The sequence below is a fragment of the Bordetella ansorpii genome, assembly GCF_900078705.1.
In the GTDB taxonomy this organism is placed as follows: domain Bacteria; phylum Pseudomonadota; class Gammaproteobacteria; order Burkholderiales; family Burkholderiaceae_B; genus Bordetella; species Bordetella ansorpii_A.
Window position 1 is genome coordinate 310,117 of the sequence record NZ_FKIF01000001.1, and the last position, 26,191, is coordinate 336,307.

General features: G+C 68.0%; 24 protein-coding genes. 13 read left to right on the forward strand and 11 right to left on the reverse strand.

The genetic code is table 11. The features are described from left to right. Positions 1-31: 31 nt before the first annotated feature. The 4 genes from A6745_RS01195 to A6745_RS01210 all read right to left on the reverse strand — a co-directional run bounded on the left by A6745_RS01195 (position 32) and on the right by A6745_RS01210 (position 3,510). Positions 32-733, reverse strand: coding sequence for a GntR family transcriptional regulator (locus tag A6745_RS01195; protein ID WP_066122641.1), 702 nt, complete (start codon positions 731-733; stop codon positions 32-34). Between the two features lie 91 nt (positions 734-824). Beyond that, positions 825-1,646, reverse strand: a complete 822-nt coding sequence (locus A6745_RS01200) for an ABC transporter ATP-binding protein (protein ID WP_066122644.1) — start codon at positions 1,644-1,646, stop codon at positions 825-827. Between the two features lie 5 nt (positions 1,647-1,651). Then, positions 1,652-2,494 carry an ABC transporter permease gene (locus tag A6745_RS01205; RefSeq protein WP_066122647.1) on the reverse strand — a complete coding sequence of 281 codons (843 nt, stop codon included), beginning with the start codon at positions 2,492-2,494 and terminating at the stop codon, positions 1,652-1,654. A gap of 2 nt (positions 2,495-2,496) precedes the next feature. Beyond that, positions 2,497-3,510 (reverse strand): ABC transporter substrate-binding protein, encoded by a 1,014-nt coding sequence (locus tag A6745_RS01210; RefSeq protein WP_066122650.1) that lies wholly within the window; start codon positions 3,508-3,510, stop codon positions 2,497-2,499. 465 nt (positions 3,511-3,975) lie between these two features. Between A6745_RS01210 and A6745_RS01215 the strand changes: the two genes are divergently transcribed. The 9 genes from A6745_RS01215 (at position 3,976) to A6745_RS01255 (ending at position 13,965) form a co-directional block, all read left to right on the forward strand. Then, positions 3,976-4,362: a nuclear transport factor 2 family protein gene (locus tag A6745_RS01215; RefSeq protein ID WP_066122651.1), complete on the forward strand. Its 387-nt coding sequence runs from the start codon at positions 3,976-3,978 to the stop codon at positions 4,360-4,362. 29 nt (positions 4,363-4,391) lie between these two features. Continuing rightward, positions 4,392-5,780, forward strand: coding sequence for an NAD(P)/FAD-dependent oxidoreductase (locus A6745_RS01220; RefSeq protein ID WP_066122654.1), 1,389 nt, complete (start codon positions 4,392-4,394; stop codon positions 5,778-5,780). Between the two features lie 68 nt (positions 5,781-5,848). Beyond that, entirely contained in the window at positions 5,849-7,423 is a 1,575-nt protein-coding gene (locus A6745_RS01225) for an ABC transporter substrate-binding protein (protein WP_066122655.1), read from the forward strand. After that, the gene (locus tag A6745_RS01230; protein WP_066122658.1) at positions 7,420-8,385 is read left to right on the forward strand and encodes an ABC transporter permease; all 966 of its coding nucleotides are present in this window, start codon (positions 7,420-7,422) and stop codon (positions 8,383-8,385) included. Before A6745_RS01225 ends, A6745_RS01230 begins: the two co-directional genes overlap by 4 nt. Further along, entirely contained in the window at positions 8,382-9,254 is an 873-nt protein-coding gene (locus A6745_RS01235; RefSeq protein WP_066122661.1) for an ABC transporter permease, read from the forward strand. Before A6745_RS01230 ends, A6745_RS01235 begins: the two co-directional genes overlap by 4 nt. A 1-nt stretch (position 9,255) precedes the next feature. Next, the gene (locus A6745_RS01240; RefSeq protein WP_066122662.1) at positions 9,256-10,266 is read left to right on the forward strand and encodes an ABC transporter ATP-binding protein; all 1,011 of its coding nucleotides are present in this window, start codon (positions 9,256-9,258) and stop codon (positions 10,264-10,266) included. Continuing rightward, positions 10,263-11,315: an ABC transporter ATP-binding protein gene (locus A6745_RS01245; protein WP_066122665.1), complete on the forward strand. Its 1,053-nt coding sequence runs from the start codon at positions 10,263-10,265 to the stop codon at positions 11,313-11,315. Before A6745_RS01240 ends, A6745_RS01245 begins: the two co-directional genes overlap by 4 nt. 32 nt (positions 11,316-11,347) lie before the next feature. Then, positions 11,348-12,997, forward strand: coding sequence for an amidohydrolase (locus A6745_RS01250; RefSeq protein WP_066122668.1), 1,650 nt, complete (start codon positions 11,348-11,350; stop codon positions 12,995-12,997). Further along, on the forward strand, positions 12,994-13,965 hold the full coding sequence (locus A6745_RS01255) for a CobW family GTP-binding protein (RefSeq protein ID WP_066122671.1): 972 nt from the start codon (positions 12,994-12,996) through the stop codon (positions 13,963-13,965). Before A6745_RS01250 ends, A6745_RS01255 begins: the two co-directional genes overlap by 4 nt. Positions 13,966-13,991: 26 nt before the next feature. On the opposite strand, the gene A6745_RS01260 is transcribed toward A6745_RS01255, so the two are convergent. The 6 genes from A6745_RS01260 to A6745_RS01285 form a co-directional block, all read right to left on the reverse strand. Next, positions 13,992-14,744 carry an SDR family oxidoreductase gene (locus A6745_RS01260; RefSeq protein WP_066122674.1) on the reverse strand — a complete coding sequence of 251 codons (753 nt, stop codon included), beginning with the start codon at positions 14,742-14,744 and terminating at the stop codon, positions 13,992-13,994. A gap of 10 nt (positions 14,745-14,754) precedes the next feature. Then, positions 14,755-15,489, reverse strand: a complete 735-nt coding sequence (locus A6745_RS01265) for a sulfite exporter TauE/SafE family protein (protein ID WP_066122677.1) — start codon at positions 15,487-15,489, stop codon at positions 14,755-14,757. Between the two features lie 124 nt (positions 15,490-15,613). Continuing rightward, a complete protein-coding gene (gene pdxR, locus A6745_RS01270; RefSeq protein ID WP_197488071.1) occupies positions 15,614-17,083 on the reverse strand; it encodes a MocR-like pyridoxine biosynthesis transcription factor PdxR in 1,470 nt (489 codons plus the stop codon). A 178-nt stretch (positions 17,084-17,261) separates the two neighbouring features. Then, positions 17,262-19,766, reverse strand: coding sequence for a branched-chain amino acid ABC transporter ATP-binding protein/permease (locus A6745_RS01275; RefSeq protein WP_066122683.1), 2,505 nt, complete (start codon positions 19,764-19,766; stop codon positions 17,262-17,264). Next, a complete protein-coding gene (locus tag A6745_RS01280) occupies positions 19,763-20,641 on the reverse strand; it encodes a branched-chain amino acid ABC transporter permease (protein WP_066122685.1) in 879 nt (292 codons plus the stop codon). The genes A6745_RS01275 and A6745_RS01280 overlap by 4 nt, the downstream gene beginning before the upstream one ends. A gap of 10 nt (positions 20,642-20,651) precedes the next feature. Further along, positions 20,652-21,836, reverse strand: coding sequence for an ABC transporter substrate-binding protein (locus A6745_RS01285; RefSeq protein ID WP_066122687.1), 1,185 nt, complete (start codon positions 21,834-21,836; stop codon positions 20,652-20,654). A 272-nt stretch (positions 21,837-22,108) separates the two neighbouring features. On the opposite strand from A6745_RS01285, the gene A6745_RS01290 reads away from it, so the two are divergent. Genes A6745_RS01290 through A6745_RS01305 form a run of 4 tightly spaced genes read left to right on the forward strand, consistent with a single transcriptional unit; the run spans position 22,109 to position 25,517 of the window. Next, the gene (locus A6745_RS01290; RefSeq protein WP_156513242.1) at positions 22,109-22,552 is read left to right on the forward strand and encodes a nuclear transport factor 2 family protein; all 444 of its coding nucleotides are present in this window, start codon (positions 22,109-22,111) and stop codon (positions 22,550-22,552) included. Next, positions 22,549-23,454 (forward strand): polysaccharide deacetylase family protein, encoded by a 906-nt coding sequence (locus A6745_RS01295; protein ID WP_066122690.1) that lies wholly within the window; start codon positions 22,549-22,551, stop codon positions 23,452-23,454. Before A6745_RS01290 ends, A6745_RS01295 begins: the two co-directional genes overlap by 4 nt. 12 nt (positions 23,455-23,466) lie before the next feature. Further along, positions 23,467-24,705, forward strand: coding sequence for an amidase (locus A6745_RS01300; RefSeq protein ID WP_066122693.1), 1,239 nt, complete (start codon positions 23,467-23,469; stop codon positions 24,703-24,705). A 26-nt stretch (positions 24,706-24,731) separates the two neighbouring features. Beyond that, complete coding sequence (locus A6745_RS01305; RefSeq protein WP_066122696.1) at positions 24,732-25,517, forward strand: GntR family transcriptional regulator; 786 nt, start codon at positions 24,732-24,734, stop codon at positions 25,515-25,517. Positions 25,518-25,529: 12 nt separating this feature from the next. Here A6745_RS01305 and A6745_RS01310 read toward each other — a convergent pair whose 3' ends face one another. Then, positions 25,530-26,129, reverse strand: coding sequence for a nitroreductase family protein (locus tag A6745_RS01310; protein ID WP_066122698.1), 600 nt, complete (start codon positions 26,127-26,129; stop codon positions 25,530-25,532). Between the last annotated feature and the right edge of the window lie 62 nt (positions 26,130-26,191).

Below are 26,191 nucleotides of genomic sequence, written 5' to 3' on the forward strand. Positions count from 1 at the left end.
GGTAAGGATGACGGTCGTGTGACAGTACCGTTCAACCACGCAGGCGAGCGAGGTGTATCTCGTGCAGCGTGATCTTGCGCACCTCGGCCTGGCTGGCGGCGATGTGCTCGCCAAGCAGGCCGCAGGCCTCATCGGCCTGGCGTGCCAGGATGGCCCGCAGGATGGCGCCGTGCTCGTCGTAGGTCGCCGACACCCGTGACTGCTTGGTGAAATCCAGGCGACGGATGATCCGGATACGCTCCGTCAGCTCGCGGTGCACGCGCGCCATCTCGTCATTGCCGGCCGCCGCTACCAGGGTGCAATGAAAAGCCTCGTCCCACACGCTGACTTGCGCCATGTCCGCGCAGCGCTCGGCCACGCCGCACAGCCAGATCGCCTGCAATCCATCGAGCGCGGCAGGGTCGATGTCCGGGCCTGCCGAGCAAAGGCGGCGAACTGCTTCCGATTCCAGCACGCGACGCAGATCGTACATGGCATCGAACCGGGCAAAGTCGAACGGCAGCACCCGCCAGCCGCTGCGGAACATCACTTCGACAAACCCCTCCTGCTGCAGGCGGAACAAGGCCTGGCGCACGGGCGTTCGCGACACGCCGAGCCGCTGGGCCATATCGCCCTCCGTGAACCTGTCGCCAGGCAGCAAACGGAAATCCGCGATGGCGCGCTTGACCAGCGCGTACACGTCATCGGCGCGCGTGCGATGCGTGGACGGCGACCGCATGACGCCGCCGGGCATCTGCCGAGTCCCGGTCGGCGGCCGTTCGGCAGCCCACCCCTGCGTCATGCCCGGTATCCCGGCGCAGGCATCCGGCCCGATGCGTCCTGGCTCATCGCCGCACCTCGCGCTGGAATATCTCCAGGCTCAGTTTCTTGGCCGCCACGAAACTGGGCTGCGACAGCGTCTCCACCGTGCGCGGGCGAGCATCGTCGTAGGCCAGTATCTCCGCGACCTTGGTCGGCCGCTTGGTCAGCAGCAGTATCTGGTCCGCCAGATACACCGCCTCTTCCAGGTCGTGCGAGACCAGCAGCATGGTCGTGCCCGTCTGCATGAAGACTTCCTGCAGCTTCTCCCGGATGAACAGCGTCATCTCGAAGTCCAGCGCGGAGAACGGCTCGTCGAGGAACAGCACCTCCGGCCGAGGCGCCAATGCGCGCATGATGGACGCGGTCTGCTGCTGGCCGCCGGACAATTCGTAGGGATAGCGGTTCAGGTCGAACTTGACGTCGAACGAAGCGACCAGCTCTTCCATGCGGCGATCGACCTCTGCCTTGCCACGGCCTTCCAGCAGCAGGGGATAGGCGATATTGTCGATGGTGCGCATCCAGGGAAACAGCGCTTCCCGGTAGTTCTGGAAGACGTAGCCGATGCGGGTGTCCTTCAGCGATTTGCCATCGAACAGGATCTCGCCGCGATCGATCGGGACAAGCCCCGCGATCATGTTGATCAGCGTGCTCTTGCCGCAGCCGTTCGGGCCGAACACCGAGACGATCTTTCCCTTCGGGATGTCCAGGTCGAAGTTCTCGTACAGCGGCCAGCCGGCGAAGTACTTGGTCAGGCCGCGGATGGTGATGTGCGTGCCTGCCGGGCCGGGCGTGAAGCGCGGCGCCGGCACGTCGGCGTAAGCCGGAGGATTGATGACGATACTCATTGAATCTACCTTCCGCTCCAGTGGACCACGCGCCGCTCCAGCACGAGGAACAGGATGTTCAGCACGTAGCCCAGCGCGCCGGCCGCCAGGATCGCGGCGTACATGGTCTTGACGTTGAGGATCTGCTGGGCATCGATGATGGCGTGGCCCAGGCCGTTCTCGGACCCGATGAACATCTCGGCGACGATGACGATCACCAGCGACATGGACACCGCCGAGCGCAGGCCCACGAAACTGGGCTGCAGGCTTTCCCAAAGCAGGACGTCCTTGAAAATGCGCCAGCGCGACGCCCCCATGACCTTGGCCGCCATCACGCGCTGCTTGCGCGCATTGATCACGCCGTAGGCGCTGTTGAACACCACGATCAGCAATGCGCCGAATGCCGCGATGGCCACCTTGTTGATGTCGCTGACGCCGAAGACCAGCAGGAACAACGGAATCAACGCCGACGACGGCGTGGACCGGAAGAAGTCGATCAGGAACTCGACGCTGCGGTAGGCCCGTTCGTTGCTGCCCAGCAGCACGCCCAGCGGCATGCCGATCACCGCGGCGATCACGAAGGCCTGCACGGTGCGCATCACCGTGACCAGGAAGTCCGTCAGCAACGGCCCGCCCGCCAGGCCGGAGACCAGCGCCACCAGCGTGTCGGCCGGACTGGGCAGCAGGATGGCCTTGATCATCCCCGCGCGCACCACGAGGTCCCAGATGAGGAACAGCACGACGGGGCCCATGAAAGGCAGGAGCCGGTCGCGCAAGGGCGCCCTAGGCGGCGCCGCGTCGTGCGAGGCAGGCGGCGCCCAGCCGGGCGCGGCGTCCGCCTGCGTGGAGGAAGTAGACGCCTTGGACATGGTCAGGCCTTGTAAAGCAGCGAGGCGACGTCGACCTTCTTGGCGAAGATGCCCTTCTCGGTGAACAGGTCGTAGAACTTCTGGAAGTACGCCACGTCGCTGTCCTTGAACTCGTCGTGCAGCATGTAGGCGGCCAGCGGCACTTCCTTGGTCAACTGGCCCTCGATGGCCGTATAGCCCTTCATGAATTCGCGTGCCTCGTCCGGCTTCTGCCGCACGAGATCGACACCGCGCTTGTAGGCGGCGATGTACTTGGCCGTGGCGTCGGGATGCTTCTTGATGAACTCCGTGGTCAGGCTGGCCGCGCCGCCATGCCAGGGCGCCAGGGGATCACCCAGGATGTAATGCGCCACGACACCGGCTTCCAGCACGCGGGTCGTGCCGTTCAGGCGCCCCACGGTGCCGGTGGGTTCCAGCGTGTAGGCGCCGTCCACCTGGCCGGCGGCGATGGCGGCGACGTGCTGGCCGATGGGCAACTCGGTCACGGTGGCGCCGGTGGCGCCGGCACGCTCGAGCATGGTCTTGGCCAGCGTCACGTTCTGGATGCCCGGGCCGCAGGCGACGCGCTTGCCCTTGAACTCCGCCGCGGTCTTGATGGGGCTGTCCTTGGCAACGAGGAACTCCTCCAGCACGTTCCTGGCATTGCTGGGGTTGGTGCAGAAGATCTTGAAAAGGCCGGGCTGGGCGATCTCGCCGATGGCCAGGTTGGCCGCGCCGGTGCCATTGGCGCTGCCATCGCAACGTCCGGCCAGCATGCCTTCCATCACCTGCTGGGGCCCCGCGAACTTCAGGGCCTCGACGTCCAGTCCGGCTTCCTTGAAGTACCCCTTCTCGATCGCGGCGAAGAACGGCAGTCCCGCCGCCACCGGCCAATAGCCGACGCGGATCTTCGGGCTGGACTGCGCGCGCACGAACGCGGGCGCGGCCAGCACGCCCAACGCCGCCGCGCCCGTCAACAACGTGCGGCGCCGTCCGGCATTCGGCGGGCTGGCGAGGTCGGCAATACGGTTGCTCATGAAAAACTCCAGGATCGTTGACGAGGATGCCGGAGACAGCAAGGCGGCCAGGCGCACCACTGAATCCAAGCTTGTGTACAAGTTTTCGAAGCAACATCCGTGCCAGCGATGCGGGCAGCCTCGCCCCAGAAGAAAAGACGCCGATCGACCGCCTTTCGGACGGCAATGCGCCCTGCCCGGAGGGGCAGTGGCTTCTCGCAGAGGGCTGAAGGTGCATGGCGGATCCGACATGCCTGGCACCAATACCATGCATGACCCGCACCACCCGCGGGCGGCGCACTGCATCGATGCGCCGCATGGCCAGCGTGGCATCCGACGATGCGGATCGTCCTGGGCCGGGCGTGTGGACCACTGGCTCCAACATCCCTCGGCGCTGGATCTATGGCTCGCATCCGAGGCTGCGTAAGGTCTAGTCCCATGCGAGGCCGTGCTGGCCTCATTCACGACATGGAAACAGACGCACACATGGAAACCACACCCGACGCGGCAATGCTGGAAGCGTTCAGCGCAGCCTGGAACCGCCACGACTTGCCGGCCCTGATGTCCTTCATGCACGAGGACTGCGTGTTCGAAACGGCCGCCGGTCCCCTGACCTGCGGTGCGCGCCACGAAGGCCACGAGGCCGTGGCCCGCGCATTCGCGGGAGCATGGCAGACCGTGCCGGACGCGCAGTGGGAAAACGGCCGGCACTGGGTAATCGGCGACCGCGGCGTCTCGGAATGGACTTTCACGGGCACCGCCGCCGATGGCAGCGCCATCGAAGTCGATGGCGTGGACATCTTCACGTTCCGCGAAGGAAAGATCCTGGTGAAGAACGTGTTCCGCAAGCAGCGCATCGCTGCAGCGGCCTGAGCCGCACGCGAACATAGACAGGATCGATCATGGATACGTCAGCACGCCCGACACGCAGCCAGGCCTACAACCCCACCTACGATCCCCTGGTGTCGCCGGGCCCCGGCAGCGGACAGGATTATGCCCCCACGTACTGGGTGGACACCGCGGGGGCGCCGGCGCAGGACGACGGCCCGATCGCGGGCGACCGCGACGTCGACGTCGCGGTCATCGGCTCGGGCTTCACGGGCCTTGCCACCGCGTTGTTCCTGGCGAAAGAACATGGCATCAAGTCCGCCGTGCTGGAGGCCAACCAGATCGCCTGGGGCTGCACCAGCCGCAACGGTGGCCAGGGCCAGAACGCCAGCGGCCGGCTGTACCGCTCGCAATGGATAGCGCGCTGGGGCATGGATATCGCGCGGCGGCTGGACACCGAGATCCGAACGGGCTTCGCCACCTTCAGCGAACTGGTCTCCAGGATCGATTGCGATCCGCAGCCCGGCGGCCATCTGTACATCGCGCATCGCGAGAAGAAGATGGCCTTCCTGCGCAGCGAGGCCGCATTGATGCGGGATCAGTTCGGCTATGCCACCCGCGTTCTGAGCCGCGACGAGGTGCATCGCGACTATGTGCGCGACGCCGAGGCCCACGGCGCCATGCACGAACCCGACGGCATCAGCGTGCATCCGCTCAAGCTTGCCCGCGGCTACATGCGCATGGCAAGAGAACACGGCGCGACGCTGCACCCGTGCAGCCCGGTCACCGGCTGGAAGACAGAGGGCGAGCGGCACCTGCTGCGCACGCCAGGCGGTACCGTGCGTGCCCGCGCCGTGGCCATCGCCACCGGCGCCTACACCGCCGCAAGCCTGCACCCGAGCCTGGCGGGACGCTGCTACCCCATCCTGTCCAACAGCATCGTGACGCGTCCCCTCGACGACGCCGAGCTGGCGGCGACGAACTTCCTGACCCACGAAGCCATCACGGATACCCGTACGCTGCGCTTCTATTACCGCCTGCTGCCCGACCGCCGCGTGCAGATCGGCAGCCGCAGTTCCATCACGGGCGCGGATGCCCGGCATCCGAAACATGAACGGCTACTGGTCAATGGCCTGTACCGGAAGTTTCCCGCCCTGCGCGGCATCGACATCGATTACTCGTGGTGGGGATGGGTGGACGTCAGCCACGACATGATGCCCCGCATCGCGCAGCCTGATCCACGCCAGAACGTGTATTACGCGCTGGGCTACGGCGGCAACGGCGTCAGCTTCTCCGCGCACGCGGGGCGGCGCATGGCCCAACGCATCGCGGGCCGCGCCGACCCGGCGTTCGACCTGCCCATCTACGACAGCAGCCTGCCCACCCACCCGCTGGCGCCGTTCAGGCGACTGGGCCAGGCGCTGCTGTACCGCTGGTATCACCTGAAGGACGAAGTGCTGTAGAGCAAGACCGCGGCACACCGCGGCTGCATGAGCCGATCAAGGCGAGAAACTCATTCAAGGGAAAAAAGATGCGTACACCCAATCTCCGAAGACTCCTGGCCGCCTGCGGCCTGGCCCTGGCCACGGCGGGTGCCCCCGCCGCGCACGCCGCCGGCGGCACGCTGGTGGTCGGCAGCACGGCCGTGCCACGCCACCTGGACGGCGCGGTGCAGTCGGGCCTGGCCACCGCCATGCCATCGACCCAACTGTTCGCCAGCCCGCTGCGATTCGACGACAAATGGAATCCCCAGCCCTATCTGGCCGAATCGTGGGAGTTGTCGCCGGACAATCGCACGCTGACGCTGCACCTGCGCAAGAATGCCGTGTTCCACGACGGACAGCCCGTCACGTCGGCCGACGTGGCGTTCTCGCTGATGGCCATCAAGGCCAACCACCCCTTCTCGACCATGCTCGCGCCGCTGGAGAAGGTCGACACGCCAGATGCGCATACCGCCATCCTGCGCATGAGCCAGCCGCACCCGGCCATCCTGCTAGCCATGTCGCCGGCCCTGGCTCCGATCCTGCCCAAGCACATCTACGACGATGGCACGGACCTGAAAAACCATCCGCGCAACACCAAGGACGTGGTCGGGTCCGGCCCCTTCAAGCTGGTGGAGTTCGTGCCCGGCCAACGCGTGGTGCTGGAACGCTTCGACAAATTCTTCCTGCCCGGCCGCCCGAAGCTGGATCGGGTGATCTTCAACTATATGCCCGACCTGTCCAGCCTGACCCTGTCGCTGGAGCGCGGCGACATCCAGATGCTGCCCAGCCTGAGTTCGCCGGTCGAACTGCGCCGCCTGCAGGGCAACCCGAACCTGGTGGTGACCGACAAAGGCTACGAAGGGATAGGCGCGATCAACTGGCTGGCCTTCAACCTGCGGCGCGAACCGTTGTCCAAGCTCGAAGTGCGGCAGGCCATCGCGCACGCGGTCGACCGCAATTTCATCTCGAAGGCGCTGCACGCCGGCTTCTCCAAACCCGCCATCGGCCCCATCGTGTCCGGCAGCCCCTTCGCCGCCAAGGACCTGGCACCCTACGCGCTGGACCTGAAGAAGGCGGCTGCGCTGCTGGACGCCGCGGGCTACCCCGCCAAGGACGGCGGCGAGCGCCTGAAGCTGACGGTGGACTACATCCCGGGCAGCGACGACCAGCAGAAGAACGTGGCCGAGTATCTGCGCTCGCAACTGAAAAAGATCGGCATCGCCGTCGAAGTGCGCGCGTCGGCCGACTTTCCCTCGTGGGCCAAGCGCATCGCCAGCGGTGATTTCGACATGACGATGGACAACGTCTTCAACTGGGGCGATCCAGTGATCGGGGTGGCGCGCACCTACCTGTCCAGCAACATCAAGCCCATCATCTGGACCAATACCCAGGCGTACGCCAATCCGGCGGTCGACAAGCTGCTGGAGTCCGCCGCCGTCGAGCCCGATCCGCAACGCCGCAAGCAGCTCTACGTTGACTTCCAGAAGGCCGTCACGCACGACCTCCCGATCCTGTTCATCAACGAGGTGCCCTACCGCACAGTCACCAGCAAGCGCGTCGGCAACGTTCCCACCTCGATCTGGGGACCGCTGGCGCCGTACGACGAGGTCACCCTGCAATGATCCGCTTCCTGCTGTCGCGCGTGCTGCGGGCGGTGACGCTGGTCGCCCTGGTCGTGGTGCTGAACTTCCTGCTGGTGCACAGCGCGCCCGGCGATCCGGTGGAAACCATCGCCGGCTCGATGGGCGGCATGTCCGAGGCGGCCATGACCGCGCTGCGCCAGCAGTACGGGCTGGACAAGCCGCTGCTGACGCAACTGGGCCTGTACCTGGCGCAGATGTTCAGCGGCGACCTGGGCTACTCGTATTACTTCAACCTGCCGGTGGCCGACCTGATCGCGCAGCGCGTGCCCGCCACGCTGCTGCTGGTCGTGTCCTCGGTGCTGTGCGCCATGGTGTTGGGCACGGCGCTGGGTGTGCTGTCGGCGCGGCGCCCCAACGGCCTGCTGTCCCAGGCCGTCACCCTGGTCTCGCTGGTGGGCTTCGCCGCGCCGGTGTTCTGGACCGGCATCATGCTCATCATCCTGTTCGCCGCGACCTGGCCGATCTTTCCGGTGGGCGGCATGCGGGCCGTGGACGCGGTCCAGGGCGGCTGGCGCGACGTGCTGGACGTAGCCCACCACCTGGTGCTGCCGACGTTGACGCTCAGCCTGATCCACCTGGCGCAGTACAGCCGGCTGGCGCGCGCCAGCATGCTGGACGTGCTGGGCGCGGACTACGTGCGCACCGCGCGCGCCAAGGGCCTGCCGGAATTCCTGGTGCTCTACAAGCATGCGCTGCGCAATGCCGTGCTGCCGGTCGTCACCCTGGTGGGCCTGCAGTTCGGCAACGTGCTGGCGGGCGCCATCCTGGTCGAGACCGTCTTCAACTGGCCCGGCCTGGGCCGCCTGGCCTCCGATGCCGTGCTGCGGCGCGACTATCCCACCATCCTGGGCACGCTGCTGTTTTCCTCGCTGGTCGTGGTGGTGATGAACCAGCTCACAGACCTCTGTTATCGCCTGGTCGACCCACGGATCAAGACATGACTACCGCTACCGCTCTGGCGCCCGCGCCCGCCCATCCCCTGGCCGAGGCCGCGCGCATGTTCGCGCGCAACCCGACCGCCCTGGCCGGCCTGGCCCTGCTGGCACTGATTCTGGCCGTGTCGCTGCTGGGTCCGTTGCTGCTGCAGGCCGACCCCTTCGAGATCGTCACCGCGCCCTTGAGCCCGCCCGGCTCGCCCGATGCCTGGCTGGGCAGCGACTATCTGGGCCGCGACGTGCTGACCGGCCTGATCTACGGCGGCCGCGCCACCCTGCTGGTGGGCGCGGTGGCGGCCATGCTGTCGGTGCTGATCGGCATCACCGTGGGCGCGCTGGCCGGCTTCTACGGCGGCACGGTCGAGAACGTGCTGATGCGGGCCACCGAGTTCTTCCAGGTGCTGCCCACGCTGCTGTTCGCCATGGTCATCACTACCCTGTTTTCGCCCACGCTGCTGAGCATCACGCTGGCCATCGGCGTGGTCAGCTGGCCCAACACGGCGCGGCTGACGCGCGGTGAATTCCTGAAGTTTCGCGAGGTGGAGTTCGTGCGCGCCGAGCGCAGCATCGGCGCGGGCAACGCGCGCCTGATCTGGCGCGTCATCCTTCCCAATGTGCTGCCGCCCCTGATCGTGTCGGCCACCCTGGCCGTCGGCAGCGCCATTCTGTTCGAGGCCGGCCTGTCGTTCCTCGGGCTGGGCGATCCCAATCTCATGAGCTGGGGCCTGATCATCGGCTCGAACCGCCAGTACGTGCTGGCCGCCTGGTGGGCGGTGACCTTTCCCGGCCTGGCCATCTTCCTGACCGTGCTGGCGGTCAGCCTGGTGGGCGATGGCCTGAACGACGCCCTCAACCCTCGTCTGCGGGAGCGCTGACATGACCGCATCCACTGTTCAACACGACAACGCATTGCTGCAGGTGCAGGCGCTGCGCGTGGAGTTCCAGACGCGGCGTGGCCGTGCCGCCGTGCTCAACGGCGTGGACTTCGAAGTGCGACGCGGCCAGACCCTGTGCATCGTCGGAGAGTCCGGCTGCGGCAAGAGCATGACCGCGCTGGCGATGCTGCGGCTCATTCCCACGCCGCCCGGACGCATCGCCGGTGGCCACGTGCGCTACGACGGCAACGATCTGCTGGAACTGGCCGAAACCGACATGCGCGCCATCCGCGGCAACCGCATCTCGATGATCTTCCAGGAACCCATGACGGCGTTGAATCCGGTATTCAGCGTCGGCGACCAGATCGGCGAATCGCTGCGGCGCCATCAGGGCGCCGGGGGCCGGCAGGCGCGCCAGCAGGCCATCGAACTGCTGCGCGCGGTCGGCATCCCTGCCCCCGAACGGCGCGTCGAGGAGTATCCGCACCAGTTGTCGGGCGGCATGCGCCAGCGCGTCATGATCGCCATGGCGCTGGCGTGCGAGCCGGACATCCTGATCGCCGACGAACCGACCACGGCGCTGGACGTCACCGTGCAGGCGCAGATCTTCGATCTGCTGCGCGACCTGCAGGCACGGCGCAACACGGCGATCGTGCTGATCACCCACGACATGGGCGCGGTGGCCGAAATGGCGGATCGCGTGATCGTCATGTATGCCGGACGCGTCGTCGAACAGGGCAGCGTGGACGAGGTGCTGGGCGCGCCCTCCCATCCCTACACGCAAGGCCTGATCGCCTGTCTGCCCGAGCTGGGCGCCAGCCGGCAGGACACACGCACCGAGCTGGCCGAGATTCCCGGCATGGTGCCTTCGTTGTGGGAACTGGGCGAGGGTTGCGCATTCCGCGAACGATGCCCGCATGCCATGCCACGTTGCGCGCGGCAGATTCCCCCCATGATTGCCGACGCAGGAGGCCATGGCGCGGCTTGCTGGTTGAAGGAGACGCCTCAATGACATCCGCATCCGCTACGCTGGCGCAGGGCAGTCCCGCCCCCGCGGTGCTCACCGTGACCGATCTGAAAGTCCATTACCCGCGCGGCCGCTCCGGCTGGTTCGGCAAACCCGAGGTGGTGCGCGCCGTCGACGGGGTGTCGTTCGAAGTGCGGCGCGGCTCGACGCTGGCCATCGTCGGTGAATCGGGCTCCGGCAAGACCACCACCGCCATGGCAGTCATGCGCCTGGCCCCCGTGTCGCATGGCAGCGTGCGCCTGGGCATCACCGACCTGAGCCTGCTGAGCGGACCCGCCCTGCAGGAAGCGCGGCGCCGCGTCCAGGTGATATTCCAGGACCCGTTCTCGTCGCTGAATCCGCGCCAGCGCGTCGGCGACGCGGTGCGCGCGCCGCTGGAGCTGATGCAGATCGGCACGGCCGCCGAGCGCACCGCGCGCGTCGACGAACTGTTCCACGCGGTGGGCCTGCGCCCCGAACAGCAGCGGCTCTTTCCGCACCAGTTCTCGGGCGGACAGCGCCAGCGCATCAACATCGCACGCGCCCTGGCCACGCGGCCCGAACTGGTGGTCTGCGATGAACCGGTGTCGGCGCTGGACGTCGCGATCCGCGCCCAGATCCTGAACCTGCTGGGACGGCTGCAACGCGAGCTGGGACTGACCTATCTGTTCATCTCGCACGACATGGCCGTGGTGGAACACATCTGCGACGAGATCGCCGTGATGTATCTGGGCCAGATCATCGAGCGCGCGCCGCGTCGCGCCTTCTTCGCGGCGCCCTTGCATCCCTACAGCGTGGCGCTGCTGTCCGCGGTGCCCACGGTGGGCGGCGGGCGGCGCCGCGCGGCGCGCCGCATCATGCTGCAAGGCGAGCCGCCCAGCCCGCTAGCGCCACCGCCGGGCTGTCGCTTTTCCGCCCGCTGCCCGGTGGCGGAACCGCAATGCCGCGCCAGCGAGCCCGAGCTGCGCAAGGTCGCGCCCGACCATTGGGTGCGCTGCCACCGCGTCACGCTGGATGCGGGCCTGCCGCGCGCGCCCCTGTCCATGCCCGACTGAGTCCATTCTTTTCCTTCATCCAGAGCCGATCCATGCATCCCATCAAAGTCTTTCGCGCCCGCAAGATCCTCACCATGAACCGCAGCGCGCCCGAGGCCACGCACGTGGCGGTACGGGAAGGCCGCATCCTGGCGGTCGGCACCCACGACGACGCCCTGTCCTGGGGCGCCGCCGACGTGGACGACCGCTACGCCGACCAGGTGCTGATGCCCGGGCTGGTCGAAGGGCACAGCCACCTGATGGCGGGCGGCCTGTGGAATTTTCCGTTCGTGGGCTACTACGCGCGCACCGCGCCCGACGGCAAGGTCTGGGAAGGCTGCCGCGACTTCGAGACCGTGGTGCGCCGCCTGCAGGAAGCCGAGCGCGCCCTGCCGCCCGGCGACGAACCCCTGCTGGCCTGGGGCTTCGACCCGATCTTTTTCGGCAAGGCGCGCATGACCCGCCAGGACCTGGACCGCGTCTCTTCGACCCGGCCCATCGCAGTCCTGCACGCCAGCCAGCACCTGATGAACGTGAACAGCGCCATGCTGTCGCGGGCGGGCATCGACCAGGACACCGACATCGAAGGCGTGGTGCGCTTCCCTGACGGCACGCCTACCGGCGAGCTTCAGGAATTCGCCGCCATGTTCCCTGTCAACCGGATCATCGGCAACGTCTTCCGGGTCATCGGCATGTCGGCCGACGGTCTGGAGAAATTCGGCCAGATCGCGCGTCTGGCCGGCGTGACCACCGCGACCGATCTGGTCAACGACCTGTCCGACCACACGATGGCCGCCTTGCGCGAGTCGACGCTGCGCCCCGGCTATCCATGCCGCATCGTGCCGGCCTTCAACAGCCTGTACGGCGGGCTGAGCCTGGAAGATAGCATCGCGCGCGTCCTTCAAGCCCGTACACAGGGCAACGCCAAGCTGCACCTGGGCGCGGTCAAGATCGTGGCGGACGGTTCGATCCAGGGCTTCACCGCAAGAGTGCGCTGGCCCGGCTATTTCAACGGCGCGCCCAACGGCATCTGGATCCTGCCGCCCGACGAACTGCGCGCGCGCATCGCGGCCTTCCATCGCGCCGGCCTGCAGATGCACATCCACGTCAATGGCGACGAAGCCACCGAACTGGTGATCGACGCGCTGGACGCGGCCTTGCAGCAACAGCCGCGCGCGGACCACCGCCACACCTTGCAGCACTGCCAGATGGCGGACGCCGCGCAGTTCCGCCGCATGCGCGCCCTGGGCATCTGCGCGAACCTGTTCGCCAATCACATTTTCTACTGGGGCGACGCCCACTACGGCATGACCATGGGCCCTGACCGCGCCAACCGGATGGACGCCTGCGGCACCGCCCTGGCCGAAGGCGTGCCGCTGGCCATCCACTCCGATGCGCCCATCACGCCGCTCGGCCCTTTGTTCACGGCGTGGTGCGCGGTGAACCGGCTGACGTCCTCGGGCCGGGTGCTTGGCGAAGGGGAACGCATCGGCCTGTCCGACGGACTGTACGCCATCACGCTGGGCGCCGCTTATACGCTGAAGATGGACCATCTGATCGGCTCTATCGAAGTCGGCAAGTACGCGGACTTCTGCGTGCTCGAGGACGACCCCTCCCGCTGCGCGCCCGAGGCGCTCAAGGATCTGTGCATCGCCGGCACCGTGCTGGGCGGCGAACCGACGGACGGGCCCGCCGCGCCATGATCCCGCCACGCATACCGTTGACAGTGCTGGGCGGCTTTCTGGGCGCCGGCAAGACCACCTTGCTCAATCGCATCCTGACGCAATGGCGGGGCCGTCGCTGGGCGGTGCTGGTCAACGACTTCGGTGCGGTGAACGTGGATGCCCGGCTGGTCGCGGCGCAGGATGACACCCTCATCAGCCTGGCCAACGGCTGCGTCTGCTGCCAGATCGGCGACGATCTCGGCGACGCCTTGATGCGCGTGCTGGCCTTGCATCCCCCACCCGAGCACGTGCTGATCGAAACCAGCGGGGTCTCGGATCCGTGGAGGGTGGCCCAGGTCGGGCTGGCCGATCCCGCGCTGGCGCTGGACAGCGTCATCGTGCTGGTGGACGCCGAGGCCGCGCTGGACCAGGACGGCGACGCCCTGCTGCGCGACATGGTCAGGCGCCAGTTGCAGGCTGCCGATCTGCTGGTGGTCAACAAGTGCGACCGCGCCACCGCCGAGGAGATGGAGGCCTTGCGCGCCTGGCTGGATCACCTGGTGCCCCACACGCCGCGCTACGAGACCGAGCAGGCGGACGTGCCCGAAGTACTGCTGCACGCGCCGGATCTGGAACACCCGCTGCCCGCCGCGCCCGCGCTCTTGCCATCCGGGCCCGCCGAGCATGGCTATCTGTTTGAAAGCTGGGACTACGCGACCCCGCATGCGCTGGCCGCCGACAAGCTGCGGGCGCTGCTGCGCGACATGCCGGCAGGGGTGCTGCGCCTGAAAGGTCTGATCCGCACCGATCGGCACGATGCAGCCGTGATGCAGTTCGCCGGCAAGCATGGTTCGCTGCGGCGGGCCGACGCGGGCTGCACGGTGCAGCGGGCCGGCCGCGTGGTGGCGATCGGCCTGCGCGGGCAGTTGCCGCGCCAGGCCTTGCAGCGCGCTTTCGACGCTGCCAACCTCGTGGACCTCAAGGGTCTGTTCCAGTCTTCAGAATGAGCGCGGGCGGGCCCCGCGCCCGCCCGTCAATCGCGCTGCACGGCGAAGTTGCTCCACGATTGCTGCACCGGCATGACTTCGACGCTGTTGATGTTCAGATGCGCCGGCCTGCTGAGTATCCAATGGATCGTTTCGGCGATGTCCTCGGGCGTGATGGGCTGTACGCCGCGATACACCGCGTCGGCGCGCTGCGCGTCGCCGCCGAAGCGCACCAGCGAGAATTCGCTCTCGCTCATGCCCGGTTCCAGGTTCGTCACCCGCACGCCGGTGCCGGCAAGGTCGCAGCGCAGGTTGAGGGAAAACTGCCGCACGAAGGCCTTGGTGGCGCCATAGACATGGCTGCCGGGATAGGGCCAATTGCCGGCGATCGAGCCCAGGTTGACGATGCCCGCGCCGGCCCCATGGGCGATCAGGCGAGGCAGCAACAGACGGGTGGCATACAGCAAACCCTTGATGTTGGTATCCACCATGGTGTCCCAGTCATCGAGATCGCAGGCCTGCGCGGGCGCAGTTCCCAGCGCAAGGCCGGCGTTGTTCACCAGGGCGCGCAGGGTGGAGAACTCGGTGGGCAGCGTGTCCAGGGCGGTCTGCATGGCCTGCCGGTCACGCACGTCCACGACCAGGGGGAAAGCCTGCTCGCCCAACTCGTGCGCCAGCGCCTGCAGCCGCTCCTGGCGCCTGCCCGTGATGATCACGCGCCAACCCTGCGCGGCAAAGCGGCGGGCGGTGGCCGCGCCGAATCCGGAAGTGGCTCCGGTGATGAAGACAGTATCTTTCACGTATTGCTCCTCAGGAAGTCAGGGTGCTCGCCAGGCCAAGCAAGGATAGCGCCAGCAGCAACCATTGCGTGCAGGCCACCGCCCGCTGCGGCGACACCCGTTTGAACAGGTATTGCCCCAGCCACAGGCCCAGTGCGGTCGCCGGCAGCAGCCAGGCCACGCGCAGCGGCGTGGCCGGGCCCAGATGGCCGCTGGCGGACATGGCCGCCACCGACACGGCGTCGACCAGGCCGAAGAACAGGATCAGGGTGGCGCGCAGCGTGGCAGGCGACATACCCGCGTGCGTCAACCAGGCCACGACCAACGGCCCTCCCACGGAGAACGCCGACAGCAGCGCGCCCGTAACGCCCCCCACGGCGCATGCCGCGCCCTGGCCTCCCGACACGGGCAGCGGCACGCGCGCCAGGCCCAGCATGGCCAGAGTGCCGATCAACAGGTAGACCGCCACGGCCATCCAGTGGCCATCGACATAGGCCAGGCCCAGCAGGCCGACCGGTACGCCGCACAGGGCCGACAGCAGCAGCGGACGCGCCATGCCCCAGTCCACCAGCCCGCGCGCGCCTGGCGCCAGCAACAGGCTGGCCAGCACCTCCAGGCACAAGACCACGGGCACGGCCTCGCGCACGGGCAACAGAAAGACCAGGCCCACCACCGCGAAGGCCGCGAAGCCGAAGCCGGTCAGGCCGCGGATGACGCCGGCCACCAGCACGATCAGCCCGGCGGGCAACACAAAGGAAGACAACATGCGCGGTTCCCGGCAGTTCAGCGGAAAGTACGCACTGTAGAGCCCGCGCGCGCGGCGCGACAGAGCCAGAGGCCCCGGCCTTTGGGTCCAGCCCCGGCCAGGGGCAGCGCACGGGCCGCGCCGCTCAGGCAGTCATTTCCGCCCAGGCCTCGGCCAGCGCCAGGATGCCGGGCTCGATGGCGTCGTGCGCGATGGCCCCATAACCCAGGCGGAAATATTCGGTGGGCTGCGGCGTCTGCAGAAAGTGGATGTGGCCAGGCTCGATCAGCACGCCGCGACGCGCGGCCAGCCGCTGCAAAGCCCACGCGTCGGTGCCCGTGGGGCCGCGCAGCCACAACGCCGAGCCCCCCGAGGTGCCGCTGGCGGTCACCTCGGGCAGATGCCGGGCGACAGATTGACTGATGGTGCGCCACTTGCGCGACAGCGCCTCCCTGAGCCTGCGGGCGTGCGCATCGAAGTGCCCCATGCCCAGGAACAGCGCCAGGATGCGCTGATTGTTGGACGGCGGATGCCGGTACAGGTAGCGACGCAACGCGCGCAACTCGTGAATGAGCTCTGCGTCGGCCACGATGAATCCCAGGCGCACCCCAGGCAGCAGGCTCTTGGTCAGGCTGCCCAGGTAGATCACTCGCCCGGAGTCGTCCAGGCTCTTGAGCGCCGGATGGTTCTTGCCCAGATAGTTCTGCTCGTTCTCGTAGTCGTCCTCGATGACGACGAAGTCCGCCGCCGTGGAGCGCTCCAGCAGCGCCATGCGCCGATGCAGCGGCATCGTCACCCCGGTGGGCGATTGATGGCTGGGCGTGCAGAACACCATCCGGCACGCATCGAGGCGTTCATCCACCACCAGGCCCTGCGCATCGACGCGCAAGGGCCGCAGTTCGCACCCCGCCAGGGCGAAGATATTGCGCGCATCGACATAGCCCGGCTCTTCCAGGCCGAACGTCATGCCCGGGCGGGCCAGCAGTTGCGCCAGCATGAACAGCGAGTTCTGCGTGCCGATGGTCACCAGCAGTTGTTCGGGCCCGACCTTGATACCGCGCCGGGGCAGGATGCGCTGGATGATCTGCTCGACCAGCAGGCCGTCGTCCTGCGCCACCTGGTCGTCCAGCCAGGTACGCGCGTGCACGCCCGAGGCAGCCAGCCGTGCGCACTCGCGCCATTTCACCGCGGTGATCTCGTCGTATTCGACCTGGCCGTAGACGAACGGATACTGGTATTCACGCCAATTCCGTGGCTTGACGATGGCTCTGAGCCGGGATGGATGCTGTGCCAGGCGAGCCTCCCAATCGGGCGCCTCGGCAGGCCGTTCGAACAGCTTGTGCGGTGCGGCCTTCAACCGGGCGTTGAGCTGCTCTCGCAGGTACTTCTCGTTGATGTAGTAGCCGCGCCGGTTGGAGGCGATCAGGTAGCCCTCGTGAGCCAGCTTCTCGTAGACGATGACGACCGTATTGCGGGAGATTCCCAGGGCCTCGCTGAGCCGGCGGCTGGATGGCATGGGCTCGTGTGCGGGCAGCGCGCCCTCGAAGATGGCGTCCAGCAGCTTCTCGCGCAACTGCTCCTGCAGGCCGCGAACCGTGTCGAAAGGCGGGAACAAGTCTTGCAGAACGTAGCCCCTCGGCGGCAATGCCGACAAGCCGGCATGATTCGGTGAAGCTTGATTCTACCCCGCTTGCCGCGCGGCCAAACCAAGGATTCACAGGGATCGCGGCGGGCCTGCTGCCCGCTTGCGGGGTGACAGCCGCCGCGCGCGGCGCGGCAGCTCCGCGAGGAAATCAGCCGTGTCCACCCAGATAAGCTTCGGCCAGACTCTCATTGGCGGCGATCTCGGCGGCCGTCCCCTCTGCCACCACCTTGCCGTTCTCCAGCACATACGCGCGGTCGGCCAGGGCCAGCGCCAGGCCGGCCATCTGGTCCACCAGCAGGATGGTCATCTGCTCATCGCGCAACGTATCCAGCGAAGCGAACAGCTCGGCGATGATCTTGGGCGCCAGGCCCAGCGAGGGTTCGTCCAGCAGCAGCACGCGCGGCAGGGCCATCAGGCCGCGCGCCACGGCCAGCATCTGCTGCTCGCCGCCCGACAGCAGGCCCGCGCGCTGATGCTGCCGTTCACGCAGGCGCGGGAAACGGCGCAACATGTCCTGCAGACGCTCCTCGCGGCCCTTGGGGTGCAGGAAGCCGCCCAGGCGGATGTTGTCCAGCACGGACAGCTCGGGGAAGACCTGGCGGCCTTCCGGCACCAGCACCAGGCCCAAACCGACGACTTCCTCGGCGGGCCGGCGCTCCAGCGAATGGCCGTCCATGTGCATGGCGCCCGACTGGCTGGCGTGCAGGCCGGCCAGGCAGCGCATCAGCGTGGACTTGCCCGCGCCGTTGGCGCCCAACAGCGCCACCATCTCGCCGCTGCGCACGCGCAGGCTGACGCCATGCAGCACCGGGTCGGCCCCGTAGCCGGCCACCAGGTCGGCCACGGCCAGCAACTCGGGGGCCGGCATGGCCAGCGGCGAACGGGGAGTTCGCGGCGCGACCGTCATCGACTCGCCCAGATAGGCCTGCCGCACGGCGGGATCATTCTGCACGTCCTGCGGGTTGCCCCAGGCCAGCTTGCGGCCGGCGTCGAGCACCAGGACGTGATGCGAGATGCCCATGACCAACGCCATGTCGTGCTCGACCAGCGCCACGCCGACGCCGGCGGCGCTGATGCGCGACAGCAGCGCCGCCAGCGCGTCCTTGTCCTCGCGGGACAGGCCGGCGGCCGGCTCGTCCAGCAGCAGCACGTCGGGATCGGCGGCCAGCGCGCGCGCGATCTCGACCAGGCGCCGATCCACGTGCGCCAGTCCGGCGGACAGCTCTTGAGGATCGCCGCGATAGCCGCAGAACGCCAGCAAGGCGCGCGCACGGGTACGCGCCTGTGGATCGGCGAAGCGGGCCGTGCCGAACAGGCCGCCCAGCTTGCCGCGCCCCATCGCCAGCACCACGTTGTCTTCCACCGTCAGGCTGCCGAACAACTGCGAGGTCTGATAGGTGCGCGCCACGCCGGCCCGCGCGATGCGGTAGGCGGGCAATCCGGCCAGCGGCACGGTGGCGCCGCCGGCCGTGGACAGTTCGAAACCACCGGCCGAGGGCTTGTAGAAGCCGCTGAGCATGTTCAGCGCCGTGGTCTTGCCGGCGCCGTTGGGGCCGATCAGGCTGGTGATGGCGCCGCTGACCACCTGCACATCCAGTTCGGCCACGGCGCGCACACCGCCGAAGGTCATGCCCAGGCCGCGTGCCTGCAACCGGCCACGCGGGCGTTGCGCCAGTACCGAGGACGCTTCGGCCGGCACGGCGCCCACCGCGCCCGTGGCCTGGGCCTGCTTGCGGCCCAGGATCTGGCGCGCCAGGCCAGCAATGCCGTCCGGCGCAACCCACAGCACCAGCAGCAGCAAGGCGCCGAACAGCAGCAGGCGATAGGCTTCCAGCGACGCCAGCAGCTCGGGCAAAGCCCCCACCACCACGGCGCCGATGACGGGACCGCCCACGGCACCCGCGCCGCCCAGCACCACCACCAGCACGAACAGGATGGACTGCATGAAGCCGAAGGTCTCGGGCGTGACGAAGCCGGAGAGCGGCGCGAACAACCCGCCCGCCAGGCCCGCCGCGGCGGCCGACAAGGTGAAGGCCACGGTCTTCATCACCAGCGGGTTCAGGCCGATGGAGGTCGCGGCGGTCTCGCTGTCTTTCACCGCGCGCATCGCCGCGCCCCATGCGCCGCCCGACAGCCGCGCATAGGCCAGCACCAGCACGGCGGCCAGCAAGATGGCCAGCACCGCGATGGTCTGCTCCGGGCCCCAGCCCGGCCACAGTTCGGGCGGCATCAGGCCCATGATGCCGCTCTGCCCCCCGGTCAGATCATGCATCTCGACGATGGCATGCTGCACGATGAAACTGAAGGCGATGGTGATCATCGCCAGGTACGGCCCCTTCACGCGCAGGGCGGGCAACGCCAGCAAGGCGCCCAGCGCGGCCGCCAGCAGCGCCCCCGCCACCCAGGCGGGCCAGAAGCTCCAGCCGGCCTTGGTGGTGAGAATGGCCACGGTGTAGGCGCCGATGGCGTAGAAGCCCGCGTGGCCGAACGAGACCTGCCCGGTCAGGCCCAGCAGCACGTTCAGGCCGATGCCCACGACGGCCAGCAAGGCGATGCTGGCCAGCACGAAGACGTAATAGCTGTTCAAGGTAAGCGCCAGGCCGATGCCCAGCGCGGCGACCAGAAAGGTCGCGATGAGCAGTCTGCGGTTCATACCTTCTTCACCTCCGCGCGCCCGAACAGCCCGTTGGGCTTGCAGGCCAGCGCCACGATCACCAGCGAGAACGTGATGATCTGCGTGTAGCTGGAGCCCAAGGTCACGGTGATCAGGCCTTCGGCCACGCCGAACAGCAGGCCCGCCACCATCACGCCCCAGGCGCTGCCGATGCCGCCGAGAATGGCGACGGCGAAGGCCTTCAGGCCGAACAGCGTGCCCATGTCGGCATTCACGTTGAACAGCGGCGCGATCAGCATGCCGGCCACGCCGGCCAGCAGCGTGGACAGCGCGAAGGCCGCGGCGATGGCGCGCTTGATGGGAATGCCCATCAGGCGCGCGGCGTCGCGGTTCTGCACCACCGCCAGCAGCGCGATGCCCCAGCGCGTGCGCCGGGCCACCACATGCAGGACGGCCGCCAGCAGCAGGCCCACCACGGGAATGAGCAACTGCAGCGGATAGATGCCCAGCCCCAGGCCCGCCACCTCGACCGGCGAACTGGCCAGGGGGGATGGCAGGCTGCGGGGCTCCTTGCCGAAGGTATGCATGACTACGTTGTCCAGCACGATGCCCAATGCCACGGTGGACATCAGCCAGGCGTTGGAATCGCGGCTGGCGAACGGACGCACGGCGGCGAACTCCACCACCAGGCCATACGCCGCGCAAAGCAGCAGCGCCAGCAGGATAGCCAGCGGCATGGGCCAGCCCAGTGTCTGCGCGAAGGTGAAGCACAGCACCGCGCCCAGCATCATGGAGCTGCCCTGCGCGAAGTTGACCGTGCCCGATACCGAGTACGTAATGTGAAAGCCCAGCGCCATGAGACCGTACATGCTGCCCAGTCCCAGGCCGCTGATCAATGCGGCCAGCAATTGCATCGGCTTCGCCTTATTTCGCCATGCCCACGGGCACGATGCGGTTGTCGATGAACTGCGCCCACACGTAGTCGGACGACGACAGCGCGTCATGCACCTCGGGCGTGAACGGCTGCTTGTAGGTCTTGATCAGGCCTTCGTAGCTGTCGATCTTGTAGAAGCCCTCGCGGATGGCATCGCCATCGGTCGAGCCTGCCTTGGTGATCGCCAGCGCGGTCAGCTGCATGGCGTCGTAGGCATTGGCCACGCCCACGGCGGGCGTGATGTTCTCCGGGCCCTTGATGTCGGCGTACTTGGCTTTCAAGGCCGCCACGACCTTCTCGCCCACCGGCGACTGCTTGCCGAAGAAGCTGTACGTTTGCACGAAGTGCACGTCGCGGGCGCCGGGGCCGGCCAGTTCCGTGAAGCGGCCGCCCGCCGGGCCCCAGTGCGACACCACGGGCACCTTCCAGCCCATGCGTTCCAGCGACTTCACCACCTGGGCCGACGGCCCCACGTTGCCCACCATGAACAGGGTGTCGGCGCCGGCGGCTTTCAGGCGGCTCAGTTGCGGCACCACGTCCACGTCGCTGCCTTCGAACTTCTCGCTGCCCACGGGCTTCATGCCCTTGGCGGTGAGCGCGGCCACCAGGCCTTTTTCGTTGGATTCGCCCCATGGGTTGTTGACCATGATCAGGCCGAACTTGCTGGTCTTGAAGGTTTTCTGCGCATACTCGACCATGCCCTGGTCCACGATCTCGTCCACGGCGGACACGCGGAACACGTAGTTCGTCCTGGCGCCGTTCTTGGTGATGGGCGTGCCCGCGGCCCAGGGGCCCATGAAAGGCATCTTGGCCTGGTTGACCAGTGGCACGATGGCCATCGACACCGGCGTGTCCAGGCCGCCGAAGATCACGGCCACTTTTTCCTTGTAGATCAGCTCGCGCGCGGCCACCACGCCCTTGGCGGGATTGGCCTCGTCATCGCGGCGCACCAGTTCCAGCTTGCGTCCGCCCAGCAGGCCGCCCTTGGCATTGATCTCGTCGATGGCGACCTGCATGCCGCGCGTGAGCGATTCGCCGGCCAGCGCGGACTGTCCGGACAGCGCGGTGATCAGGCCGATCTTGATGGGTTCGGCGGCCAGCGCGCCGGACGCCCAGCCCGAGGCCATCACGGCAAGCGCGGCGGAAACGAAGGTGCGGCGAGTGAAGCAGGACATGGAACTCTCCCCAGGGGATGTTGGATGGACGAAGGGCGGACGCGCCGCCGGGCGACCCTGGAGCTAAAGCAAAACGCATGCCATCTTTGTCCGTGGCGGCCGCGAAACACCGGTTCTTGTTTTTTTGCCGTCAATCAATCACTATTTATTGCCGACAATAAATAAGATTTTTGTCGCCGAAAAATTTCTCGCCAGATGCGAAAAGCCGACTGCGATGCCGGCATTCCCAAACCAGGCAATGCACCAATCCAGAGCAATTCATGGGGAAAAACATGCACGACGCACCAACTTCGGGCACCAGCACGATGCACGATGCCACCATCTCGGCGCGTGACATCGTCGACACGTACCTCACCGTGCTGATGAAGCCCGATCCCGAAGGCGCGCGCCGGTACGTGGCGCCCGGCTTGCGCATCCGCTTCACCGGCGGCCGCGCCATGAGCGATCCGGCGCAGTGCACGGCCTTCAACCAGTCGCGCTACCGCTGGGTCAGGAAGCGCTTCGAATCCACCGACGTGGTGGCCGGCGCCACGCGCGAAATGGCCGTGGTCTACAACCGTGGCACGCTGTACGGCGAATGGCTGGACGGCACGCCCTTCGAAGGCAACCGCTACGTCGACCGCTATGTGGTGCGCGACGGCCTGATCACCGAGATGGACGTCTGGAACGACAGCGCCGAATGGCTGCTGGCGCGCGCCGGGCTGGCCTCGGAATGAGCGCGGCCGAGCGCCACGGTCCGCTGGCCACGCACGACCGCTTCGACTACAGCCCCATCACGCAACGCCCGCACTACAACTGGCCGGACGATTGCAAGCTGGCGGTATACCTGGGCTTCAACATCGAGCACTTCGCCTGGGGCGACGGCATGGGCGCCAAGCTGGGCGCCAGTTTCGGCGAGCCCGACGTGCTGAACTACAGCTGGCGCGAGTACGGCAACCGGGTCGGCGCATGGCGCTGCCTGGAACTGTTCGATGCGCTGGACATGCCCGCCGGCATCATCGCCAACACGGCCATCCTGGACCACTGCCCCGAACTCATCCAGGCTTGCGTGGCGCGCGGCGACGAATTGATCGGCCACGGCCACACCAATGCCGAACACCAGGGCCGCTTCGATGAAGACCAGGAGCGCGCGCTGCTGCGACATTGCCAGGATCGCCTGGCCGCGGCCGGCGGCGCGCCCGTGCAGGGCTGGCTGTCGCCATGGATCGCCGAGTCGCCGCGCACCACCGACCTGCTGGCCGAAACCGGCTACGGCTATACGCTGAACTGGTGCCATGACGACCAGCCCGTGCGCATGCGTACCCGGCAAGGCACACTGTGGTCCCTGCCCTATCCGCAAGAGGTCAACGACATCCCGATGATCGTGGCGCGCCAGATGGACGGCAAGGATTTCGCGCAACTCATCATCGACAATTTCGACGAGATGCTGATGCAATCGCAACGCCAGCCGCTGGTGATGGGCATCGCGCTGCACCCCTACCTGGTCGGCCAGCCCTACCGCCTGCGCCATCTGCGCCGCGCGCTGGCGCACATCGCGGGGCATCGCGCGCCGGGCCAGGTGTGGATCACCACGCCGGGCGAGATCTTCCGTCACGTCGACACCCTGTTCCCGCTGTAAAGGACCCCCCACATGCATGCTTTTCGACCCCTGCCGTTCGAGGACAGCGTCGGCGCCTGGGTGCCGCACGGCCGTTTCCAACTGGCGGCCAGCGCCTCGGGGCCGCTGGACGGCCTGCGCTTCGCGGCCAAGGACCTGTTCGACGTGGCCGGCCACCGCACCGGCGCCGGCAATCCCGACTGGCTGGCCACGCACGGCCCCGCCCCCGCGCACAGCGCCGTGGTGGACACCCTGCTGCGCGCCGGGGCCACGCTGGCGGGCAAGACCATCACCGATGAACTGGCCTACAGCATCCACGGCGAAAACGTGCATTACGGCGCGCCGCGCAACACCCGCGCGCCGGATCGCGTCACCGGCGGATCATCCAGCGGATCGGCAGCCGCCGCGGCCGCGGGCCTGTGCGACTTCGCCTTGGGCACGGACACCGGCGGCTCGACGCGCGTGCCGGCCAGCTACTGCGGACTGTGGGGCCTGCGCACCACGCATGGCCGCCTGTCCGCGGCGGGCCTGGTGCCGCTGTCGCCGCTGTACGACACCGCGACGTGGCTGGCCGTCGATGCGGATGTCTTCGCGCGAGTGGGCGACGTGCTGATGACGGGTGAGGCGGCCCGGCCATGGCGAGGGGCCATCGTGTTGCAGGATGCGCGCGAACAGGCGGATGACGCCTTCCAGCCACTGGTCGACCGCGTGGCCGCGCTGGCGGCCGGCATGCTGGCCGCCCCGGTGCCGGCCGTGCGAGCCTCGTCGGCCGGGCTGGAGACCTGGCGGGCCACGTACATCACCCTGTCCGCGCAGGACGCGTGGCGCACGCACGGCGAGTGGATCGAGGCCACGCGCCCGCGTTTCGCGCCCGCCGTCGAAGGACGCTGGCGCGCGGCGGCGTCGGTGGATGCCGGGGCCGCCGCACGAGCCGCCGCGCTGCGGGACGACCTGCGCGCGGAACTGCGCGCGCTGCTGGGCGAGGACCGTTTTGCCATCCTGCCCTCGGCCTCCAGCGCGGCCTTGCGGCGCGACGCCGACGCGGCCACGGTGGACCGCGTGCGCGCGCAGACCTTCCGCATCACCTCGCTGGCCGGCCTGGCGGGCTTGCCGCAGGTCAGCATCCCTTTCCTGGGCGAAGATGGCCTGCCGTACGGCGTGTCGGTCCTGGGTCCGGCGGGCAGCGACCTGGCGCTGATCCGGTTGGCCCGGGAGCTGGGTGCCCGCGCGGGCGCACTGGGCACGGCAGGCGCGCGGGCGGTGGCACAATAGCGCACGCCTGGCCCTCCCCATTGCTCATGACGAAAGCCGTTCCCTCGAAGCCGAAACCGAAGCCCGCGCCGGCCGTCCAGGCGGCTGCACGCGGGCGCCCTCGCGTGCGCCCCGGCGCGCTGGCGGTCGATGCGGACGGCCATGTCGAGGACATCGAGACCCGCATCTACGAGGCTGTCGTCGGCAGCGTCATGAGCCAGCGCCTGAAACCCGGCACCAAGCTGCCCGAGGCAGCGCTGTGCGAGCTGTTCGGCGTGGGCCGGTCGGTGGTGCAGAAGGTGTTGCAGCGGCTGGCGCACGACCACGTGGTGGAACTGCGCCCCAACCGCGGCGCCATGGTGGCCATGCCCAGCCGCGAAGAGGTGGGCCAGCTGTTCGAGGCGCGCCGCGCGCTGGAAGCCGCCATCCTGCCGCTGGTGGCGCAACACGCGACGCGCGCCGATTTCGCCGCGTTGCGACGCCAGCTGCGCGCCGAGCACCGCGCCATGCACGACTACGCGCAGACCGAATGGGCGCGGCTGGCCAGCGCCTTTCACCAGCACCTGGGCGAACTGTCGCGCAATCCCATCCTGAACCGCTACCTGAACGAGATCATCTCGCGCTGTTCGCTGGTGGTGGCGATCTTCCAGCCGCCCGGCAACGCCACCTGCGAGCACGACGAGCATGCGCGGGTGGTGGACCATCTGGAACAGGGAAAAGTGGCCGAGGCCGTGGCCGAGATGGATGCGCACCTGCGGGCGCTGGAACAGCATATCCAGCTGGTGCGGCCTCCGGCCGAGCAAAGCCTGGCGGGCATGCTCGGCCTGGAGTGAAGCGGGCGCCGCTCAGCCGGCGACCTTGAAGCGCTCGGCGTCGTCCATGAAGGCCTTGTCGCCGAACGGGGCTTCGTTCGAGCCGAACGGCATCTGCGCGCGCAGCTTCCACGAGGCCGGCACGTTCCACTCGGCGGCCACGGCATTGTCGATCAGCGGGTTGTAGTGCTGCAGGCTGGCGCCCACGCCGTCATTGGCCAGGGCCGCCCAGACGGACAGCTGGGCCATGCCGCCAGCCTGTTCCGACCACACCGGGAAGTTGTCGGCATACAGCGCGAACTTCTCTTGCAGGCCACGCACGACGTCCTGGTCCTCGAAGAACAGCACGGTGCCGACACCGGCGGCGAAGCTGTTCAGCTTGGCTTCGGTCTTCTCGAAGCCTTCGGCCGGGGCGACCTTGCGGACTTCCTCGATGGCCAGCTTCCAGAGCTTCTGGCTTTCGGCGCCGAACAGGATCACGGCGCGCGAGCTCTGCGAGTTGAACGACGAGGGGGAATGCTTGATGGCTTCCTGGATCAGTTCGACCAGGGCTTCCTGGGACAGCGAGACGTTGCGGCCCAGGGCGTATTGGGTGCGGCGCTGCTTCAGCGCGTCGATGAAAGCGTTGCTCATGGCGGGGAACCTTCAGTGCTTGGGAGGATGCGGGAATTCTACGTGCGGCGGCCGCAAGCGCG

Coding starts and splice junctions, on each gene's coding strand:
- A6745_RS01230 (WP_066122658.1), top strand. CDS start 7,420: ATGATCCGCTTCCTGCTGTCGCGCGTGCTGCGGGCGGTGACGCTGGTC.
- A6745_RS01195 (WP_066122641.1), bottom strand. CDS start 733: ATGCCCGGCGGCGTCATGCGGTCGCCGTCCACGCATCGCACGCGCGCC.
- A6745_RS01215 (WP_066122651.1), top strand. CDS start 3,976: ATGGAAACCACACCCGACGCGGCAATGCTGGAAGCGTTCAGCGCAGCC.
- A6745_RS01200 (WP_066122644.1), bottom strand. CDS start 1,646: ATGAGTATCGTCATCAATCCTCCGGCTTACGCCGACGTGCCGGCGCCG.
- A6745_RS01290 (WP_156513242.1), top strand. CDS start 22,109: ATGCACGACGCACCAACTTCGGGCACCAGCACGATGCACGATGCCACC.
- A6745_RS01300 (WP_066122693.1), top strand. CDS start 23,467: ATGCATGCTTTTCGACCCCTGCCGTTCGAGGACAGCGTCGGCGCCTGG.
- A6745_RS01275 (WP_066122683.1), bottom strand. CDS start 19,766: ATGAACCGCAGACTGCTCATCGCGACCTTTCTGGTCGCCGCGCTGGGC.
- A6745_RS01305 (WP_066122696.1), top strand. CDS start 24,732: ATGACGAAAGCCGTTCCCTCGAAGCCGAAACCGAAGCCCGCGCCGGCC.
- A6745_RS01295 (WP_066122690.1), top strand. CDS start 22,549: ATGAGCGCGGCCGAGCGCCACGGTCCGCTGGCCACGCACGACCGCTTC.
- A6745_RS01225 (WP_066122655.1), top strand. CDS start 5,849: ATGCGTACACCCAATCTCCGAAGACTCCTGGCCGCCTGCGGCCTGGCC.
- A6745_RS01310 (WP_066122698.1), bottom strand. CDS start 26,129: ATGAGCAACGCTTTCATCGACGCGCTGAAGCAGCGCCGCACCCAATAC.
- A6745_RS01220 (WP_066122654.1), top strand. CDS start 4,392: ATGGATACGTCAGCACGCCCGACACGCAGCCAGGCCTACAACCCCACC.
- A6745_RS01285 (WP_066122687.1), bottom strand. CDS start 21,836: ATGTCCTGCTTCACTCGCCGCACCTTCGTTTCCGCCGCGCTTGCCGTG.
- A6745_RS01235 (WP_066122661.1), top strand. CDS start 8,382: ATGACTACCGCTACCGCTCTGGCGCCCGCGCCCGCCCATCCCCTGGCC.
- A6745_RS01240 (WP_066122662.1), top strand. CDS start 9,256: ATGACCGCATCCACTGTTCAACACGACAACGCATTGCTGCAGGTGCAG.
- A6745_RS01255 (WP_066122671.1), top strand. CDS start 12,994: ATGATCCCGCCACGCATACCGTTGACAGTGCTGGGCGGCTTTCTGGGC.
- A6745_RS01265 (WP_066122677.1), bottom strand. CDS start 15,489: ATGTTGTCTTCCTTTGTGTTGCCCGCCGGGCTGATCGTGCTGGTGGCC.
- A6745_RS01210 (WP_066122650.1), bottom strand. CDS start 3,510: ATGAGCAACCGTATTGCCGACCTCGCCAGCCCGCCGAATGCCGGACGG.
- A6745_RS01280 (WP_066122685.1), bottom strand. CDS start 20,641: ATGCAATTGCTGGCCGCATTGATCAGCGGCCTGGGACTGGGCAGCATG.
- A6745_RS01245 (WP_066122665.1), top strand. CDS start 10,263: ATGACATCCGCATCCGCTACGCTGGCGCAGGGCAGTCCCGCCCCCGCG.
- A6745_RS01205 (WP_066122647.1), bottom strand. CDS start 2,494: ATGTCCAAGGCGTCTACTTCCTCCACGCAGGCGGACGCCGCGCCCGGC.
- A6745_RS01250 (WP_066122668.1), top strand. CDS start 11,348: ATGCATCCCATCAAAGTCTTTCGCGCCCGCAAGATCCTCACCATGAAC.